The following is a 19,100-nucleotide window of genomic DNA, read 5'->3' on the forward strand; positions in this document are numbered from 1 at the left end:
ACTCCAATCTGTTAAAATAATTTCCGGCAAAATTCTGATGTGCATCATGCGATTCCTCAGGTTGTCTACGGCCTACAGTAATTCACTACGCCGCATACGGACAGACTTCAACATTGCCTGTGTGCTTCACGGTAGCTAGATTCAAGTTTTTCAATAAAATATGATAATCATCATATTTTAAGATAAGCAAACACCCAAAAACTCTCACAGGTATCACTTATCAGAGGGTGCTAGCTTTTTCCGTGCGGCCTCAAGAAAGCTTTCAGACAACTTTGGGTCATCAACTGCCCGTGCCATCAACAAAGCACCAACCATGGTAGAGACCATTATCAATGCCTGCTCATGCGCCTCTGGCTGGCCCCAGTCTGGCAGTTGACGTGCGACGACGTCTATCATCTCTTTGATGCGGCGGGTAGCTGCACGCCGCACCTCAGGTGCCTGCCTGGGCATCTCAGAGCCCAGAGCTGTCACAGGGCAACCAGTCTCTATGCTTGCGAAATGTTCTTTCGACAAATAGGCCTGTATTAGAGCCTGCAATGCCTGCTCTGGTGGCACGGCAGCAGCAATGCGGGTGGAAGCGGCAACCGCTTCTGCACCGGCTCTATCCGCAGCCTCGGCCAGCAATGCTTCACGTGAGGCAAAGTGACTATAGAAGCCGCCGTGAGTCAAACCTGCCTCTTTCATGAGGTCAGCGACACCAGTGCCATCATAGCCACTACGCCTTATTGCACGCGCAGCAACTTCAACGATACGTTCGTGCGTAATTTCTTTGCGACTAGCGCTTTTCGGTTTTGAAATATTATTTCCCATGATGGTCATCATATACCATTTCAAAATAAGGTGCTGGACAAGCTAATAAAAAAGAATATGAACTCATCATGAGCAGGACGCACTAGCAGCTTTATCAACTTGACAGGTGCGGGGGCCCGGAGAAATGTGGATGGACCGATGGCATTGCCAATGCCACTCTTACAAAAACTTCCGTAAGTTAACACAAATAAAAAAGGGATCCAGCAAAATTGCTGGATCCCTTTTTATTAAACTATGCAGGCTAAGTTTTCAGCCGCTTGATCAGAAGCTGTAACCCAGTGCCACGCAATACACAACAGGACGGAAATCGATCGTGGTTTTACGTTCGATACTGCCAGTTGTTGCTGTCATGTCTGTTTTGACTTTGGCAGCAGCGATAGTACCAGTGACTGACCAACGGTCATTAAACTGGTATTTAACACCCATCTGACCTGCCAGACCTATCGAATCCTTCAAGTCAATCTTGGTTGGTCCACCAGTTGCAATATTACCTATTGCAGTCGATTTCGCATCAAAGAACTGGGTGTAGTTCAATCCAAGACCGACAAAAGGACGCCATGAATCAGTTGGCGATCCAAAATTGTAGTTGAGGAAGAAAGTTGGTGCACGTTGCTTGACTTTGGAAATAACACCATAAGGTGCCAAAGTACCGCGACCAGTTACCTCATGCTCTGGTGGAATACCAGCTACAAAATCGAAATCAAGATGATCATTGATACGGCGTGAATAACCCAGTGCCAGGGTATTTGCATTCTGCACGACCAAGCCAGCTGGTTGTGGTGTCAGGAATGCAGGGCCATTGCTGGTAAAGTCAGGTGATTCAGAATGCACCTGCACGTTGATGAAACCAGCGCGTACTGTGTTTTCATACGCATGCGCAGAGAAACAAGCCAGACCGAACAGGGCACTGACGGCGAAATGAATTTTTTTCATGATGGCGTCCTCTCTTATTTAGCCAAAACTTGCTGGAAGAAGGCGCGGGATGCGGCGTGGCAGAACGGTGGTACCAGCGAGCCGTGATAAGCAGCAGCAACTGCTGATGCAGGATCCTGCTTGGCGGCAACGGCTGCATTGATAGTCGCCGTTTTGCTTTGCGCAAAACCTACTTTTGCTGCAGCAAATGGATCAGCAGCACTGGTTGGTGAAGAGTCCACGTCCAGCACTGTCAACGCTGCTGCTGGCAAGCCCTTGGCCTGGAAGAAGCCTGCTGTTGCCTGGGTGCTGGCAAAGAAGACCGTAGGATCAGCATTACCACCGCACAGGAAGACTGGCACATTTGGCACATAGTTGCGCAAATCATTCTTCACGCCAGCTTTGCGGAAAGCATTGGCTGGAGTGCAGCTTAAAGGATCAGCTGGATTGACGTTGCAAGGATTTTTCTGTGCATCGGCCAGATAGGCATTGCGATAGCTGGTCTTCACCAGGTTACCGTCACCAAAGAATACCGAGAATGCAGGAGAAGATGGGCCTGGCAGAGAGTCCTTGGCAAACATGGCATATGCTGGCAGTTTGCCGCTGGCAAACAACTCACTAATGGATTGAGTACCAGGCAACAATGTTTCTATGCCAGTGGCGTATTTGTCTTCATAGACCTCGCTAGGGCTAGTGTACAAACCACCATAGGATTTTTGCCAGCTGGTCGCGATCAGAGGAATAAATACCGTACCACCCGCATTTGGACTACCTGCAAAAGTCGCATCACCCAGCAAAGACATGGCGTAAGGGCCAGACATACCAGCCAATGCCGTTACCTTGAATTCAGAAGCGTAAGTTGTTTGCATGGCGCGCTGAGTTGCCATTGCCACGTGACCGCCTTGCGAATAGCCACTGACCACCAGTTTGCCAGAATCCTGTGCACCGATAGCAGAGAAAGCCTTGCGTGCTGCACGCAGGGAATCAACCATGTCATTGGCTTGTTGCTCAGCATTCAGGTAAGGGTGATAAGTCAGGGCAGAAGTGTCATAACCTGCATAGTTAGGCGCAACAACGATGAAGCCTTGTGCTGCATACATGGCTGCCATCAATGTGGATTCTGAGTTATCACGCAGATTTGCCATGTTGAAGGACTTCTCTACTGTCGTGCCATGTGCGTACAGAATAACTGGACGTGGGCCGGTACATGCAGGATCGCTGCCGGATGGAACCATGATGGCACCGGTCGCGTCTGTCATTTCATTCGCGCCGCCAACGGTGATGTACTTCATGTAATAGGTGCTGACTTCACACTTGGGCGCACCAGTAATGGTAGTCAGGCCTGGTTTTGCTGCATCCAGAGAAGCCTTGAAGACGACTGGATCAAGCTTTGTCAGTGCCGGGCCACTAGCCTGAGGAATAGGCACCAGTACAGGTGGATTAGCGACCAGTGTGCCGCGGGTAGGTGTGTTATCGATGACTGGACCAGCACTACCGCCGCCACCGCAAGCCGATAAAACGGCAGCGGAAAGCACGCCCAGTGCTACGTGAATTTGACGCATTGTTGTCTCCTGTTAAGTATTTTTTTGCAAGTCATTAAAAGCCCAAGCATCATTTAAAAAATGGCACGGGCGTTCTAAAACTTAAGAATAGTATGTCATTTGCGCAATTTACTGAATAGCGAAAACTATCCATCTAGAGTAAACACTCTTAAAAAAACTGCTTTAACTTGCCCCCTGCAGTTTTAATGCGGGACAAATACAACACTATAAAAAAAATGGGAGAAAGCGCAGAAAAACCTGCCGCTCTTTCCGGGCGGCAAGTATATCTTTTTCTATATGAATAAGAGCAAATTCATATGTAACATAATGTCAAGCGGCGGCTTTTTCAGCCTGCTGTCTTCACTCCATCGACAACAGCATCAGTAGCACTCAATACATCTGGCTCATCATGAGCAAAATAAGCTTTTGCCTTTTTGCCCAGATTATCCAGGTACGTATAGGCAATTGGCACAACCAGCAAAGTCAGCAAGGTAGAAGTAATAATGCCGCCTATGACAGCCCTGCCCATAGGCGCCTGAGTTTCTGCGCCATCGCTGATACCCATGGCCATGGGCAACATGCCAAAGATCATCGCCAGTGTCGTCATCAGGATGGGACGCAAACGCACCTGCCCGGCTGCCAGCACAGCATCAAACTGGCTCATACCCTGCTTTTGCGACTGATTGATAAAATCAACCAGCAAGATCGCATTCTTGGTCACCAGTCCCATGAGCATGATGAAGCCGATGATGGAGAAAATATTCAGGGTACTGCCGGTAATGAGCAAGGCCAGCAATACTCCGATCAGGGAAAACGGCAATGCCGTCATGATGGCCAGCGGCTGCAGGAAACTGCCAAATTGCGACGCCAGAATCAGGTAAATAAAGATGACCGCTATACCCAGCGCAGCCACGGCAGCACTAAAAGACTCTTGCATCTCCCTGGTCTGGCCACCAATATCAAAGCGGTAGCCTGGCGGCAGTTCTATGGTCTTGACCAGATTTTGCACTTCAGTACCTACGTCACCGGCAGGCCGCCCTTCCACGTTGGCATAAATGGCCGCCCTGCGTTGCAAGTCCTGGCGCTTGATCACGCGCGGGCTGGTGCTGGGCAAAAATTGTACGACCTGACGCAGAGGCACCATCATCGGTTTGCCACTGGCATCAACCTTACTGCTGGCCACTGACAAATCCGCCAGGTCAGAAATTTTTTGCCTGCCAGACTTCGGCAACTGCACATTGATTTCATAATTCTGACCATCCGGTGCCAGCCATTGGCCCAGGGTATCGCCAGCAACAAAGGGACGCAAAGCGGCACCTATCTGCTGAACAGACAAACCAAGGTCATTTGCCAGTTCGTTATTCACCTTGACAAGCACAGTAGGGTTGGCACCAGTCAGGCTGCTTTCCAGATCAGCAATGCCTTTGATACCTGCCATTTTTTTCATGACGCTATCAATCACATCCTGCAATTTGTCAGCATCCGGCCCCAGTATCGCCACATAGATGGGCTTGTCAAAACCCACGGCCATTTCTATGCCCGGGATGCTTTTCAAGCGTTCACGAATTTGTATTTCTATCTGCTTTTGTGACTTGCGATGTGAAATACGTTTTTCGCTCAGCTTCATATTGATTTGCGCCGTGTTTCTCTCATTCTCCACGCCGACAGAAGTATTGATGGTCTCGATATCCTTCATGTCCCTGAGTATGGCCTCAACCTGATGAGTTTTTTCATCCGTGTATTGCAGGCTGGAGCCAACCGGTGTTTTCAGGTTGATGGTGATTTGCCCTTCGTCCGCTTCGGGTACGAATTCTGTTCCTATCAGAGGCAAGAGAAAGAAGCTACCTATGAACAAGGAAAACGCCAGCAACAAAGTAGTTTTGCGTTTGCGTAAAACCAGTTGCAATAATTTGCCATAGATCACATGCAGCTTGTCTATGCCATGCTCTATCGCCTCCATGAATTTAGCCAACCACGGCAGGCGCTTGAAGCGATTTTCTTCCGGGTCACGCCATATCGATGACAGCATGGGGTCAAGGGTAAAGCTGACAAACAGCGACACCAGCACCGCAACGGTCACCGTGATACCGAACTGGAAAAAGAATTTACCTATCATGCCCTTCATGAAAGCCACGGGCACAAACACAGCGACGATGGCAAAGGTAGTCGCCATGACGGCAAGACCAATTTCATTGGTGCCGTCTTCTGCTGCCTGCCTGTGCCCCTTACCCATACCAAGGTGGCGCACGATATTTTCACGCACGACAATGGCATCATCAATCAGCAAACCTATACAGAGAGATAACGCCATCATGGTCAGGAAATTCAGGGTAAAACCAAAAGCCTTCAATGCAATGAAGGTGGCAATCACTGAAATAGGCAAGGTCAGACCAGTGATGATGGTACTTCGCCAGGAATGCAGGAACAGGAACACGATCAGCACAGTCAGGCCCGCACCTTCTAGTATGGTCTCCTTGACGCCATCGAGGGAATGTTTGACGAAATCAGCATTATTTTCACTGACTGTCATTTGCACATCTTTGGGTAAGCGGGTTTTCAGATCTGCTATCGCTTCGACGATGCCGTCACCAACTTCAACGATATTGGCATCCTGTATACGGCTCACTGCCAGAGAGATTGACCTTTTTCCGTTTACACGCGAGATGGAATATTCTTCTCTTTCGCCATCCTGAACTTCAGCGATCTGTTCCAGATAAACAGGTGCGCCTGCACGCCGGGCGACGATGATTTTATTGAAGCCGCGTGTGTCACCAACCTTGGCTTCCAGCCTGACCAACTGATCCTGTGCGCCGCGGGTAATCAAGCCTGCTGGCATATTTTGATTGGTGCTTTGTATGGCGCTCAAGACTTCATTGACACCAATATGATTGGCCGCCATGCGGTCAGGCATGAGCTTGACCTGCACCTGACGCACCACTGCACCGCGCACGTCCACCCTGCCAACGCCTGGCACACTCTGCAATTTCTTGACGATGATCTGGTCTGTCATATTCGACAAATCGCGCAGGCTACGCTCGCTGGAACTGATCGCCATTTGCACCACCGGGCGGCCATTGCCATCCCCCCCCTTGATGATGAAAGGGTCTTTCACATCGCGCGGGAAACTCGGACGTATCTGGGCAACCTTGTCACGCACTTCCTGCAAGACCTTGTCACCATTCACCGACAACTGGAATTCTATCCAGATACCTGCGCGGCCTTCATAGGAACTGGCCATGATGCGCTTGACGCCGCTGATGGTATTGACGACATTTTCTACCGGTTTGGTAATGTCATTTTCAACGATCTCTGGCGAAGCGCCGGGATACATGACTTCCATCCAGACACCAGGCGACTCCACATTGGGCATGTTTTCCAGGCCCAGTCCTTTATAGGAAAAAATACCCAGGACCATCAGGCCTATCATCACCATGGTGGCGAAGACCGGATTTTGTATACTGACTTTGGTCATCCACATGGCTTAACCCTTCGTTGCTGCATTAGCCTGAGGCATTTTCACCTTGCTGCCAGCCTTTACGCCATCAAGACGCGCTGCAATCAACACGGCACCGACATCCAGCCCTTGCACGATTTGCACCTTGCCTTCATCTTCGCTGCGCATGCCGAGTTTGACGGCTTGCATCTTTACCTGATTATTGACAATTTGATAGACCACATCAGCACCATTCACCTGTCGCACTGCCGTCAATGGCACGGTTGTTACTGCTGCTGTCTTTTCCAGCACCAGATTGCCTTTGGCGAACATGCCGCCCTTTAATACTGCATCGGCATTATCAACAGCAACATAAACCATCATCGAACGTGAGCCAGCTTCTGTCGCTGGATTAATACGTGCCACCTTGCCGACGAATTCACGGCCACCAAAACCATCTACATGGAATACCACTTTTTGGCCAGCCTTTACCCTGGGGATTTCACTGGCTGGCACTTGTGCTTCCAGCGTCATGTGGCTGAGGTTGACGATGCTGTACAAAGCAGTATCTGGCGACACTTTTTCACCGGGCTGCACATGGCGCTTGCTGATAAAACCATCCAGAGGTGAACGAACCTGAGTATCTGCCAGTGCCAGTTGGGCGACCTGCTTTTGCGACAAGGCTGACTTCAGGCTGGCCTGCGCCAGTTCCAGTCCATTGTGCGTAGTGTCATAGGCATTTTGTGAAATATAGTTTTGCTTCAGCAAAGTTTCATTCGACAGACGGTTCTTTTGCGCCAGTGCCAGCCTGGCTTGCGCCTCATCTACCGCAGCTTCTTGCGTGGTCAGTCTGGCATGCAAATCGGCAGCAGTAAAGCGGGCGATGATCTGCCCTTTTTGTACTGCCACACCTTCCTGCAATGGTGCCTCTGCCACTTCTGCAATGACTTTGGCACGCACGGTAACCTGGCTTTCAGGCACCAGGGAGCCAGAGACTGGCAACTGTGCTGATAACTCTTTCAGTTCAGCACTGGCAATATCGGCCGCTGCCAGTTCAAAGATGACTTCCTTGTCTGCGGCCTTCTTTTCACTGGTGCTTGCCTGCGCCGTCGTCTTGCTGGAATAAGCAAACCACAGAGCGCCAGAAATTACCAATACCACAACAGCCACAACAGGTGTACGCCATAGTAATTGTCCCTGGGCATTGCGGAAATAAGATTTGTTTTGCATGATGAATTTATTCCAGTGAGATTCTGCGCCACGTCCGCTCTGCCGCCAGGCAGGCCAGACTTTGTTTTGCATTGGACAGAACTAATAATAATTAGTTCATCACAGACTCGCCACAAAAAAAGAGCCAGTTTTTTTACTGGCTCTTTCTTCATGCTCACTCAATACGACCAAGTACTGTCTTATTTTGCCTGGCGATTTAATCTGGCAGATTCCAGCCATGCATCAATGGACAATTTGCCCGGACCGAAGCAGAGTAGCACCAGCAATAATATGCCCCAGTAGAAATGGGAATTTACCGCAGCCGGACATTCCAGTTCAAATAACTGCGGATAAGAAACCACAGCCATCAGGTTCACGGCGAACAGCGCAAGTGCTGCGGGACGGGAAAAAAAACCCAGGGCCAGCAAGACAGGCAAAAACAGTTCGCCCCCTGCCCCCATCCAGGCTGCAAGCTCAGGCGGAATAACCGGCACCATGTATTCTTCGCGAAAGAGTGAAAGCGTGGACTGCCAGTCTGCTATTTTCACCAGGCCAGCCTTGAAAAACTGCCAGCCTATAAATAGCCGCAAGGCCAGGCCCAGGGCCGAGCCGCCCCATGCACTGAGTTTGTCATCAAAACGGGTGCTTAAAGCGTGAAAGTATTGCAGGGTGTTATACATCGATATTCTCCAATTGATCTCCTGCATCTTAGTCAGCTTGCCAAGCCTTTCCTTACAACTTATCTGCAGGAAATTTGAACTGGGTAAATAATCCTGCAAAAAACCAGGATTGCAGGCTGGCATTAATCGCAAAGCCTGCATCGGCTTCCAGAGCCAGCTCCAGCGCCTCACCCAGGCTGCGGCCTTGTTGCAAAGCTTTCAAAGCCAGCCAGCCAGGTTCATCGATCTTTTGCACCTCAACTTGCCACTCTCTTCTGGCTATCAGCGCATAACTCGCTAGCCTGATATCTTGAGGAAATCCCGCAGCCTCACCAGCCTGATGGGCATGCCAGATCCCCACGCTATCCCATGCCGATTGATACAGGCTGGCCGCAGGATGAAAGTCCAGTTGCAGAGCCTGCACATCCTGCCCACCAGCAGCAATTGCCTGCAGTACCTCATGCAGGCCTATGGCTACTGCATCAGCAGCATAATAGGCGGTATGTACTTGCCACTCCAGAGATGCGATATCTGAAAAATAAGGGTAATCCCCGGCATCGGGTATGGTCTTCAGGAATTCAGGCAGTTTTGCGCCAAACTGATTCAGGTCACCTGATACTGATGGACAGGCACGGCCAAATGCACGCGCCAGCTGTTCGAAATATTCCTCGCCCACTAGTTGATGCAGGACAGGAAAGGCGTTCTTCAAGGCTGAAGTCCAGATAGCAGTCAGATTACCACGATACAAAGCCAGCCTGTCGTCCTGATACGGATGCGCATGAAATAAAGGAGCAATTGATTCTGCACTGGCTGGCTGTAGCAAGGCTCTGGAAAATTGCTCTTGAATTTCATCCAGCGTGTGGGGCGTGTGCAACGTGGGCAACGTGGGAATAGGCATCATGCTGCCACCCGCTTTTGTGCGGGCAGCGTCGCAAGAACATCCCTGGCTTTTTGTGCCTCTTGCAGTAATACAGGCAAGGCCGGAATGGCCGTGTCCCATTCTATCAAGACAGGGATGCCCGCTGGCAGCATCTGCCCTGTCTGCCGGAATAATTCCCAGACCGGGTCAGCCACCTGGCTGCCATGATCATCGACCAGGCAGATATCTGTCTGCAAGTGACCCGCCAGATGGATTTCACCAATCGCGCCCGCAGGCAAACCCGCCATGATACTCAATGCCTGTTGTGCATCTTCACCATGGTTATGCTGATTGACGTAGAGATTATTAATATCCAGCAAGATGCCGCAACCGGTGCGTCTGACCAGTGCAGCGAGAAATTCAGCCTCCGACATGTCGTCCTGATTAAAACGGAGGTAAGTGGAGACGTTTTCTATTAACACCTGCCTTTGCAAATGTGTTTGCAGCGCATCGACGCGCTGGCATACCAAGTCAAGAGCACTTTGCATCAGCGGCAAAGGCAAGAGGTCATTCAAATGCCTGCCTGCAATAGCGCCCCAGCACAGATGTTCAGAAACCAGGGCGGGCTCAGTACGCTCTATCAAACGCTGCAGGCGGCTGATATGCTGCTCAGAAAAGCCCTGGGCCGATCCCAGGCCCATACCCACTCCATGCAAGCTGAGAGGGTAATCGCGGCGCAATGTCTGCAATACATGCAGATCATAGCCGCCATCGCCAAAATAATTTTCTGAATGCACCTCCAGCCAGTCGGCAGGTGCCACTTCGCTTGCAGATGCATGCAGAAAATCACGATAGTGCGGAGTACGCAAACCCACACCTACCCCTTGCAGGGCAGGCGTGGGTTCACAGTTAGTGCGAGCCGTATCAGTCAAAATAAGTCAGTCAACATCTGTCAATACTATAACCAGGCCCGTCAACAATGACATACTCAGGACTTAGGTGCGTCCAGTTTGCCGCCCATTTTTTCGCATGAACCGGCTGGGACTTTTTTCCATTCAGCTGGATCATTGTCTTTCTTGGATTGGCCAGCGCAAGAATGCGAGCCGGACTTAGTAGCGCAATCATTCTGACCTGCCTTGGCGATACCAAAGCATTTTTCAGTCTTGACTGGATCAGCTGCCATTGCCATGCTGGAACCCAACAAACCTGCCAGTGCGACTGCGACCATTGCTTTATTACTCATGTCTATCTCCTGTAAATGATTAAATGTCCTACTTAGCAAAACATCCCACATGGGAAATTTGAAACTACAGCCTATAGTCGGCGCAGATAAAACAAACTTACAAAATTTCTGAAAAATTTTTTATTGCTCTATCTACACAAACTAATACGCGCTGTATTTTCGATTGGATTCAAGCTGTTATCAGATTATCCTACTAGCTTATGACATTTTTTCAAGCTAAAAGTTTCCATATGCTCAACTTCACCCATGAATTGCGACAAAGTATCAAAGATTTATCTGCTGAGCAGATCAATATAGGCCGTTTTTGCCAGATATGGCGCAGCCAGACAGATTTATTGAGCAATCTGCCACCACAGTTTGCCGAAGTCATGGAAAACCTCTTGAGCCGCCTTGAATCTGGCAGCTTGTTTACAGAAGAGAGTTGCTCCTTTAGTCAGGCAGACCTGATCGCCCAGTTATCAATGTGGCTGGATAAAGCGGATACACGCCTTGCGGCTGGCAAAATAGTGTAAGCTGCGTGCCTTTTATTGCAGGATGGAGGAATTGATATGCAAAGCCTGAGTTTTAGCCTGGAAGGCGAATATGTAGAACTGAACCAGTTATTGAAACTGGTTGGCCTGTGCGAAAGCGGTGGTGCTGGCAAGGCTATCGTTGCCAGCGGCGATGTCAGTGTCGATGGTCAGCAGGAATTGCGCAAGACTGCAAAAATCCGTGCAGGCCAGCTTGTCAGCCTGGGTGATATAGAAATCAGGGTTCAGGCTGGCTGAGACTGAGCAGCATTGACCGCAGTAGTAACAGCAACATCGGCAAGCTTTTCAGGATTGCTTGCCATGAAGCGTGCCAGCATATTATCCATGGTATCGACGTGATGCTCGAACCAAAGGGGTAATTCTTCTGCCAGGCGGGTCGCCAGATCAGCCTCGCCCAGCTCTACCCTGCGCCTGACTTCCTGCATGACTTCCAGCACGGCATCATGCTCTTGCCTGTGGCAGCCAGCTGGCGGGAAAGCCGTTTCAGCCATCCACTGGTTTTCCTGCTCAAAATGGGCGATGGAATGCACGATGAGGGCATCCAGCCTGGCGACGAAAGTAGCAGGATTGTCTTCGGACAGGGCCGCACAGAGTTCAACAAACTCTTTATGCGTATCATCCATAGGTTCAAAGCTAAGGCTGAGGCGGTCAGACCAGCCCCAAGAATTTTGTTCCATGCTTACATCCTGATATATAAAAATAGAGAGAGCGAATGGGCGAGATTATCGCCGATAGCAGAACAACTTGCTTGCGCCAGATCAGCCTCGTGCCATGAAAACTCTGCAAGAGAACTACGGGCTTTGAAAAACAAAAAAGCGCACCATCAGTGCGCTTTTTCAAGTTTTGTCTGAATATCTGCCTGAAAATGCTCAACAAGCAATAAATAAGCTCAAACCCCGCATCAAGCAGTGGTATTGATATTTCTACCCAAATTGGGTGGTAGATTAGCAACGGACTTATTGTCGGGTATAGCTTCTATCAGTGCAGTTGCACTCTCAGCCGAAACATCAATGGCTTTTTTCAGCACCGCAATACTTACAGCCTGACTCGTACCCACATCCGCCAATGTCGTTGCCACGTTGGCAATACCGGTTACATCCATGACATTTCTCCTTATCCGTCTACTTAAGATAACGGCGACTTTAGAAAAGTCTTTAGGGGTATTTCAGATTTTTTTTAAAATATTGTTTTGCATCGCAGCAATGATCCAGTGCAGCACCAATCGCGGCTGATTTAAATCCAGCCATTGCACACCTGGCCGCAAATCAAGGGGAGCCGGCACATCGGAAGCAACCGCTAAAATATCTTCATCTTCGGTATAAATAGCTGCCTTGCCCAGAGAGGGCCGGAAGACTTCAATTTTTGATATGGTTTCCCACTTATACCCTTCCACCATAGTCAGGTCAGCGAAAGCCAGATGCGACACCAATTCACGCAGTGTTGGTTCGGCCTCTTGCCTTAACTCATGAACAATGACATAGCGATATGGTGACGCCAATAACACTTCCTGTGCTCCAGCATGACGCAAGCGCGAGCTGTCTTTTTGCGGTGGCTCGATGACAACATCGTGATGACTATGTTTGACAACATTGATCTTGTGTCCACTTGCAGTCAGCTCTCTGACCAGATATTCAAGCAAACTGGTTTTGCCACTGCCAGACCATCCTACAACACCCAGTATTTGTCCTGCCATTGCCACAAGCATCCTCCATCATTTGAAGACAGCATATACATATAACTTAGGAATATTAGCCAAGAGCAAGCGCCGTCATTCCTTAGTCATATTTGAATGTGACAATTGTAACATTGCAATATTTCACAGGTTATCACATGCATTTCCCACTCAGGCTCCTGGCTTTTTTCTTCACATTGCTTTGCAGCATATTTGCCGCGAATGTACAGGCACAAGGTAACACCATCATCGTTGGCCAGGCCATCGATTTGTCCGGACCGAATGGTAGCATTGGCCGTGACTATGTGGCAGGTATTACCACCTACTTCGACAGCATCAATGTGAGTGGCGGCGTGGGCGGCAAGCGTATCAAATATCTGGTGCGCGATGACCAGGGCAATCCTGCGCTGTCAGCCCAGGCTGTAGGCGATTTGCTGGAAAAGGATAAGGCTGATTACCTGCTCGGCGGCATAGGTGCGGCTGTGACTGATGCCGTGCTGAGCAATGCCAGATTTGCGCAAAGTGGACAAACCTTGTTCGCCCCTTTGGTAGCATCGGCCAAAGCTTACAGTTCACGCGTACTGTTCTGGCGCCCCAGCCCAGAGCAAGAAATGCAATACATCTTCTCTTACTTTGACAAACTGGGTATTAAAAGCGTAGGTATCGCTTATCAGGAAAATGCGGTCAATCAGGATATGTACCAATATGTGGTCGCCGAATTGCGCAAACGCAATATGCTCATGAGTGGGCTGGTGCGCATAGGAGCAGCGGCCGCTGATATGGAGCGCGAATCCGCCATCCTGGCCAAATCCAACCCTGGTATTGTGATTGCCATTGCAGACACCCTGGGTACTGGCATATTTTTAAAAGAATTCAGAAAACAGGCCCCCCGCACCTTTGTTGCAGGCATGTCACTCATTAATCTGGATACGCTGGCAGAAGTTGCCGGCCCCAAGGCACTGGAATGGACAGTATTTTCCCAGGTTGTGCCAAATCCACTGAGCAAGAAATCACTGATACAAATAGATCACAGCAATATGATGAAAAAATTCAGGGATGAGGATTTATCTGCCCTGACATTTGAAGGCTTCATGGTCGCCAAAACCCTGGTCAAAGCCATACAGACGGGCAAACCAGGACGTGATGCACTACAGGGTTTGCTGACACAGAAAAGCATTATCGATCTGGGCGGTGTCACCTTAAACCCATCAGAGTCTACCCACCGCATGTCCAATTATGTTGATATGGCACTCTTCAGAAAAGGTGGGGGGTTGCTGTTTTAAAACGTATATTTATCAAAAACACATTCATACAAAAAACGACATGTATACGATTAAACAAATAACTATTTTTGACATATTTATAGTTTTAGAATAAAGTGCTGCACTGCAATAAAATTTCAGGTTTGCTTATCAAGTGAACAGAGAAATCTACTTGCCATATTCAAAAAATTATCAGATATATCATGCCTACCAAAAAAATCATCGCCCTTGCTTTGGCAATTTCCAGTTTGTTGATGGTCACAACTGCAAATGCACAGTTTTATGCGGGAGCGACTATAGGTCAGGCGCGTTGGAATATGGATTGCGCAGCCACATCCCGTTGCAAAACCAGTGACACCTCCTTCAATGTCCTGAGTGGCTACAATTTCAACGCCAACTGGGGCCTGGAAGGCAGTTATTACGATCTGGGAACAGTCAAAGCCACTATCTATGGCATGGATGCAGAAATGAAAGCCAGCGGCATTGACCTGGCTGGTACATATCGCGCCCAACTCGGTAATAATTGGGGCCTGTTCACCAAACTGGGTCTGGCTTATTCCAAAGGTGAGGCAACTGCCACTTTCAATAATGTCCGTGGCACAAGCAATAAAAATTCCGCACAAGCCCTGGTCGGTGTAGGTGCCACCTACACATTCACACCTAATTTCGCTGCACGCGCAGAAATCTCCAGCCGCAAAGTTGATTTTGTTGGTGGCGATGGCAATATCACCAACTTCAATGTCGGTGTTCAGGCATTGTTCTGATATCGGGTTCGATGTAGCCGCATCTCACGCAATACATCAAAGAATGGTTCATTGACTTGTTTCTTTCCCGGACTGAGTCACCTTCACACCAAATTGTCAGTAGCAGATAATAGTTTACTACTGGCAACAAGGTATTTCAGTCCTTTCTTGCCTAGGCAGCACTAGCCATTTAACGGCAATTCACTCACCCCCTTCTTCCTGCGCTTTCAAACTTGACAAGTCGCACACACGCGCCTCTTACGAAGTCCTTACGGTCGATATTTACAATTAGCAATTTGTTTGTCTGATTGTCAGTATTGCGGCCTGCTTCTGCCCATGTCATGAATGTTAAGGAGAACTAGGTCATTCCAGCATTACTGCATTTTCTACATTCGCTATCAACCAAGAAATTGCGCGCCATGACCCCGTTAGAATCAGCCAGTTTGCAAGATGCACATCTCACCAGTAACCAGTACCTGCCCCCTCTCACCTTTGCATCAATACAAAATACAAGTCAGCATCCAGCGCAGATGCCAGTACAAAAAACCATAATTTTCATCGATAGCCGATTGCCTGACGTTGAGCAAATTGTTAATGCCGTCAAACCCGGCACAAGGATCGTGGTGCTTGACAAAGATAGTGATGGTGTTCAGCAAATTGCAGACGTCCTTAAAAATTGTAAGGACATGGACTCTATCTCTATCGTCTCTCATGGTGACGATGGTGTTATGTTGCTTGGTAACGCTGTTTTGCATGAAGGTGACCTGACAGTCTATCAACATCAATTACAAGCCATAGGCGCATCCCTGAAACCTGACGGTGATCTGCTGCTGTATGGCTGCGATGTAGGCGCGGGCACCGTCGGGCAAAGCTTTATCAATGAACTGGCAAAGATAAGTGGGGCTGACGTAGCGGCATCGACCAATGGCACGGGGACAGCCAGTCGCGGCGGTGACTGGGTACTGGAAATTTCTACCGGAAGCATAGCCACGACTGCGAACGCGCTCGATACAGAAAAGCTGGCAGACTGGAATCATCTTGCGGCGACATTGTCAGCATCTGACTTAGCAAGCCTGCAAGCAGCCATGACAACGGCAAATTCAAACGGCGCGAATGACATCTTGACGCTGACCGGAGATATTCTTTTTACAGCAAGCAACAATACAATAAATATCGCTGCAGATTCAGGTCATTCGCTCACTATCATAGGTAGCAAGAACAATGCAGGAGGCGTGGTCAGCATTGACGCGGGAAATTTGGCGCGGGTTATTGACGTCTTATCAGGAGCAACAGCGACACTGCAAAATCTGACCATTACCAATGGTCTGGTCGCTGGAAATGGTGGAGACAACACCGGCAACCTGGAAGGCCCTGGCCGATCTGGTTTCGATGGCGCTGGCGGGGGAATACGCAACGCTGGCACTTTAATTATCAGCAACAGCACGGTCACTGCCAACAAGGCTTCAGGCGGTGGCGGCACAGGTGGCGGCTACCCCAAAGGCGGCGGCGGTGGCGGCGGTGGTGGCTATGGTGCTGGCCTGGGTGGCACAGGCGGGATGGACAGGATAGGTGAAGCGCCGACATCGCCCAGCGCAGGGCACGGCGGCAACGGTTCCGGCACATCTGGTGGCCAACGGGGTGGTTACGGCGGCAGCACCACTGGGGGTGCGGGTGGGGGTGCGCACGTGCAGTTTCTTGGTCAGTCTTATACTCTGGGCGGCGCGGGTGCAACGTCCAGCAATGGCTCGATCTCTATCGGCGGGGGTGGTGGTGGCAGTGGTGGCATTTATGTGGGAGGTGCGGGCGGCAATGCGGTAGGCGGTATTTTCAATAGTGGAACACTGAAGATTACCAATAGTGTCATCACCAATAATGTAGCTGCAGGCGGTGGCGGTGGCGGCGGCGCAGCATCGAACTATGCAAATCACGGTAACGGTGGCACCGGGGGTAATGGAATAGGCGGCATCTGGTCAACGGGCACCCTATTGATGGATAGCGCATCGGTCGCCACCTTGAGTAGTGGAAACAAAGGTTCTGGCGGCTTTGGCGGCACGGCTTCTGGTACCGGCAATATTGCAGGCAGCAACGGCAACAGCATTAATGCCAGTTTGGGCGCAATTACCCCCTATAGTACGCCCGCGACAGTGAGCATAGGCTTGTCCAAAGCGATGCTGAAGGCTGGCGATACACAAGAGCTCACATTTACATTTTCCGAGGCCGTCTCTGACTTTGGAAGCGCCGATATCTATATTGCCAACGGCATCCTGTCGGCATTGCAGACCTCCGACAATATCACGTACACAGCGATTTTTACACCGAATAACAATTTCGAAAGTGCCAGCAATGTCATTTCGGTCAATTTGTCAGGCACCTTTAATTCAACCAATACGCCAGGCGTCGGCATTACCAGCAGCAGTAATTTCAGCATAGACACAAAAGCACCGACACTGTCCATCAGCAGCAATGTCAGTACCCTCAAAGCAGGCGAAACTGCGACGATCACCTTCGCATTCAGCGAAATACCAGATGGTTTTACTGACAGTGATATTGCTGTGACAGGCGGAACTTTGAGCAGTCTTAGTGGTTCTGGCGCGACCCGTACAGCAATGTTCACACCAGATACAGCAAGCAATGGGGGCACGGCCAGCATCACTGTTGCCGCGGCAAGATACACGGATGCGGCTGGCAATAATGGCGGCGCAGGCGGCAGCCCTGTTCTGACATTTGATACAGGAATACCTGCTGTCAACACGGTCAGTGTGCCGACAAATGCCACCTATGCTACAACACAAAATCTGAATTTCACCGTCAACTTTAATGAAAACGTGATAGTCACAGGCACGCCCAGTCTGCCAGTCATTCTCGATACAGGTGGCACGGTTGCCGCGACTTATGTGAGCGGTAGTGGTAGCAGCTCATTGATATTTGCTTACACCGTCGTCAATGGCAATCAGGATGCCAATGGCATTTCCCTGGGCAGCAGCGTCGTGCTTAATGGCGGCACGATCAAGGATGCTGCGGGTAATAATGCCGCCCTGAACTTGAACGGAGTTGCCAGCACTGCCGCCGTCAAGGTGGATGGCACTGCTCCTGCGGTCAGCACTGTCACAGTTCCTGCAAATGCGACTTATGCACCGGGACAAAGCCTGAATTTTACAGTCAATTTCAATGAAGCCGTCAACGTTACTGGCGTACCCAGCATTCCCGTCTCACTCGATACAGGTGGCACCGTTGCAGCTACGTATGTCAGCGGTGGTGGCACTACCGCCCTGGTATTCAGCTATACAGTGGCCAGCGGAAATCTCGATACCAATGGCATTAGTCTGGGTAGCAGTATTGCTTTAAATAGTGGAAGCATTAAAGATGCTGCAGGTAATAACGCTACTCTTAATCTGAATGGTGTGCCCAGCAGTGCTGGCATTCTAATTGATGGCGTCCCCCCCACTGCGGTATCCATCAACCGGGCTGCGGGTGCTTCCACGGTGACCAATGCCAGCTCAGTTAACTTCACCATCACTTTCTCGGAAAGCGTCAATGGCGTGGATGCCAGTGATTTTCTGTTCACAACGACAGGAACTGCAAGCGGCAGCATTGCCAGTGTGACCGGTAGTGGTAGCACATACAATGTGTTGGTCAACGGGTTGACCGGAGACGGCAACTTGCGTGTGCACTTGAGAAGCAGTGCAACCGGCATTAGCGACCTTTCGGGCAATGTCATCATTGGTGGCCGCAGCAGTGATGAAATATACATGCTTGATCACCAGGGTCCCGCCATCACCAGTGTCACTTCCAACATGCCTGATGGCACTTACGCGGCAGGTGCCATCATCCCTGTCCATATCAATTTCAATGAAACCACCTATGTGAGCGGTACACCGCAAATGACACTAAGAACAGGTGCCACTGACCGCGTACTCAATTATGCCGGCGGTTCAGGCAGCAGTGTCATCAGCTTCATTTACACCGTGCAAGCGGGAGACAGCAGCGCTGATCTCGACTACCTGAGCAGCACAGCGCTGAGCCTCAATGGTGGCAGCATCAAGGATAACCTGGGCAATAATGCGACACTGACATTGCCCATGCCCGGTGCTGCTGGCTCACTTGGCAGCAACAAGGCTATCGTCATCAATACCAATGTCGCTCCCGTCATCGGTGGTGTAGTCGCCGGCCAGACAGTCACCGAAACCTCCACAATTACTCCCTTTGCTGGCGTTACCATCACTGACC

Annotated in this window: 17 protein-coding genes; 5 read left to right on the forward strand and 12 right to left on the reverse strand. The window is 50.0% G+C overall.

The genetic code is table 11. From position 1 onward, the window contains the following. Positions 1–213: 213 nt before the first annotated feature. The 9 genes from DFR42_RS06975 to DFR42_RS07015 all read right to left on the reverse strand — a co-directional run bounded on the left by DFR42_RS06975 (position 214) and on the right by DFR42_RS07015 (position 10,666). Positions 214–822, reverse strand: coding sequence for a TetR/AcrR family transcriptional regulator (locus tag DFR42_RS06975; protein ID WP_110254143.1), 609 nt, complete (start codon positions 820–822; stop codon positions 214–216). Positions 823–1,071: 249 nt separating this feature from the next. Further along, positions 1,072–1,743, reverse strand: a complete 672-nt coding sequence (locus DFR42_RS06980; protein WP_110254144.1) for an OmpW/AlkL family protein — start codon at positions 1,741–1,743, stop codon at positions 1,072–1,074. 14 nt (positions 1,744–1,757) lie between these two features. Then, positions 1,758–3,284 (reverse strand): alpha/beta hydrolase, encoded by a 1,527-nt coding sequence (locus DFR42_RS06985; RefSeq protein WP_110254145.1) that lies wholly within the window; start codon positions 3,282–3,284, stop codon positions 1,758–1,760. Between the two features lie 325 nt (positions 3,285–3,609). After that, positions 3,610–6,741 carry an efflux RND transporter permease subunit gene (locus DFR42_RS06990; protein WP_110254146.1) on the reverse strand — a complete coding sequence of 1,044 codons (3,132 nt, stop codon included), beginning with the start codon at positions 6,739–6,741 and terminating at the stop codon, positions 3,610–3,612. Between the two features lie 3 nt (positions 6,742–6,744). Then, a complete protein-coding gene (locus tag DFR42_RS06995) occupies positions 6,745–7,926 on the reverse strand; it encodes an efflux RND transporter periplasmic adaptor subunit (protein WP_110254287.1) in 1,182 nt (393 codons plus the stop codon). Positions 7,927–8,105: 179 nt separating this feature from the next. Then, on the reverse strand, positions 8,106–8,585 hold the full coding sequence (locus DFR42_RS07000) for a DoxX family protein (RefSeq protein ID WP_110254147.1): 480 nt from the start codon (positions 8,583–8,585) through the stop codon (positions 8,106–8,108). 52 nt (positions 8,586–8,637) lie between these two features. Further along, complete coding sequence (locus DFR42_RS07005; protein ID WP_170133427.1) at positions 8,638–9,462, reverse strand: HvfC/BufC N-terminal domain-containing protein; 825 nt, start codon at positions 9,460–9,462, stop codon at positions 8,638–8,640. Then, on the reverse strand, positions 9,462–10,355 hold the full coding sequence (bufB, locus tag DFR42_RS07010) for an MNIO family bufferin maturase (RefSeq protein ID WP_110254149.1): 894 nt from the start codon (positions 10,353–10,355) through the stop codon (positions 9,462–9,464). Before bufB ends, DFR42_RS07005 begins: the two co-directional genes overlap by 1 nt. A gap of 56 nt (positions 10,356–10,411) precedes the next feature. Continuing rightward, positions 10,412–10,666: a BufA1 family periplasmic bufferin-type metallophore gene (locus DFR42_RS07015; protein WP_110254150.1), complete on the reverse strand. Its 255-nt coding sequence runs from the start codon at positions 10,664–10,666 to the stop codon at positions 10,412–10,414. Positions 10,667–10,866: 200 nt separating this feature from the next. Here DFR42_RS07015 and DFR42_RS07020 point away from each other — a divergent pair, with 200 nt between their 5' ends. Then, the gene (locus DFR42_RS07020) at positions 10,867–11,178 is read left to right on the forward strand and encodes a hypothetical protein (RefSeq protein WP_245936850.1); all 312 of its coding nucleotides are present in this window, start codon (positions 10,867–10,869) and stop codon (positions 11,176–11,178) included. A gap of 36 nt (positions 11,179–11,214) precedes the next feature. Then, positions 11,215–11,433: an RNA-binding S4 domain-containing protein gene (locus DFR42_RS07025; RefSeq protein ID WP_110254151.1), complete on the forward strand. Its 219-nt coding sequence runs from the start codon at positions 11,215–11,217 to the stop codon at positions 11,431–11,433. Here DFR42_RS07025 and DFR42_RS07030 read toward each other — a convergent pair. From DFR42_RS07030 to mobB, 3 genes are all read right to left on the reverse strand, one after another. Then, on the reverse strand, positions 11,421–11,873 hold the full coding sequence (locus tag DFR42_RS07030) for a hemerythrin domain-containing protein (RefSeq protein ID WP_110254152.1): 453 nt from the start codon (positions 11,871–11,873) through the stop codon (positions 11,421–11,423). The genes DFR42_RS07025 and DFR42_RS07030 overlap by 13 nt on opposite strands. A 224-nt stretch (positions 11,874–12,097) precedes the next feature. Then, positions 12,098–12,298, reverse strand: coding sequence for a YjfB family protein (locus tag DFR42_RS07035; protein ID WP_110254153.1), 201 nt, complete (start codon positions 12,296–12,298; stop codon positions 12,098–12,100). A gap of 63 nt (positions 12,299–12,361) precedes the next feature. Further along, positions 12,362–12,901 (reverse strand): molybdopterin-guanine dinucleotide biosynthesis protein B, encoded by a 540-nt coding sequence (gene mobB / locus DFR42_RS07040; protein ID WP_425450867.1) that lies wholly within the window; start codon positions 12,899–12,901, stop codon positions 12,362–12,364. Between the two features lie 125 nt (positions 12,902–13,026). Here mobB and DFR42_RS07045 point away from each other — a divergent pair, with 125 nt between their 5' ends. From DFR42_RS07045 to DFR42_RS07055, 3 genes are all read left to right on the forward strand, one after another. Continuing rightward, positions 13,027–14,151 (forward strand): ABC transporter substrate-binding protein, encoded by a 1,125-nt coding sequence (locus DFR42_RS07045; protein ID WP_110254154.1) that lies wholly within the window; start codon positions 13,027–13,029, stop codon positions 14,149–14,151. Between the two features lie 182 nt (positions 14,152–14,333). Continuing rightward, entirely contained in the window at positions 14,334–14,894 is a 561-nt protein-coding gene (locus tag DFR42_RS07050) for a porin family protein (protein WP_110254155.1), read from the forward strand. A 509-nt stretch (positions 14,895–15,403) separates the two neighbouring features. Continuing rightward, on the forward strand, positions 15,404–19,100 hold a 3,697-nt coding region (locus DFR42_RS07055), incomplete at its 3' end, for a DUF4347 domain-containing protein (protein ID WP_170133428.1).

Origin of the sequence: Undibacterium pigrum (genome assembly GCF_003201815.1) — a bacterium.
GTDB classification, from domain to species: Bacteria; Pseudomonadota; Gammaproteobacteria; order Burkholderiales; family Burkholderiaceae_D; genus Undibacterium; species Undibacterium pigrum.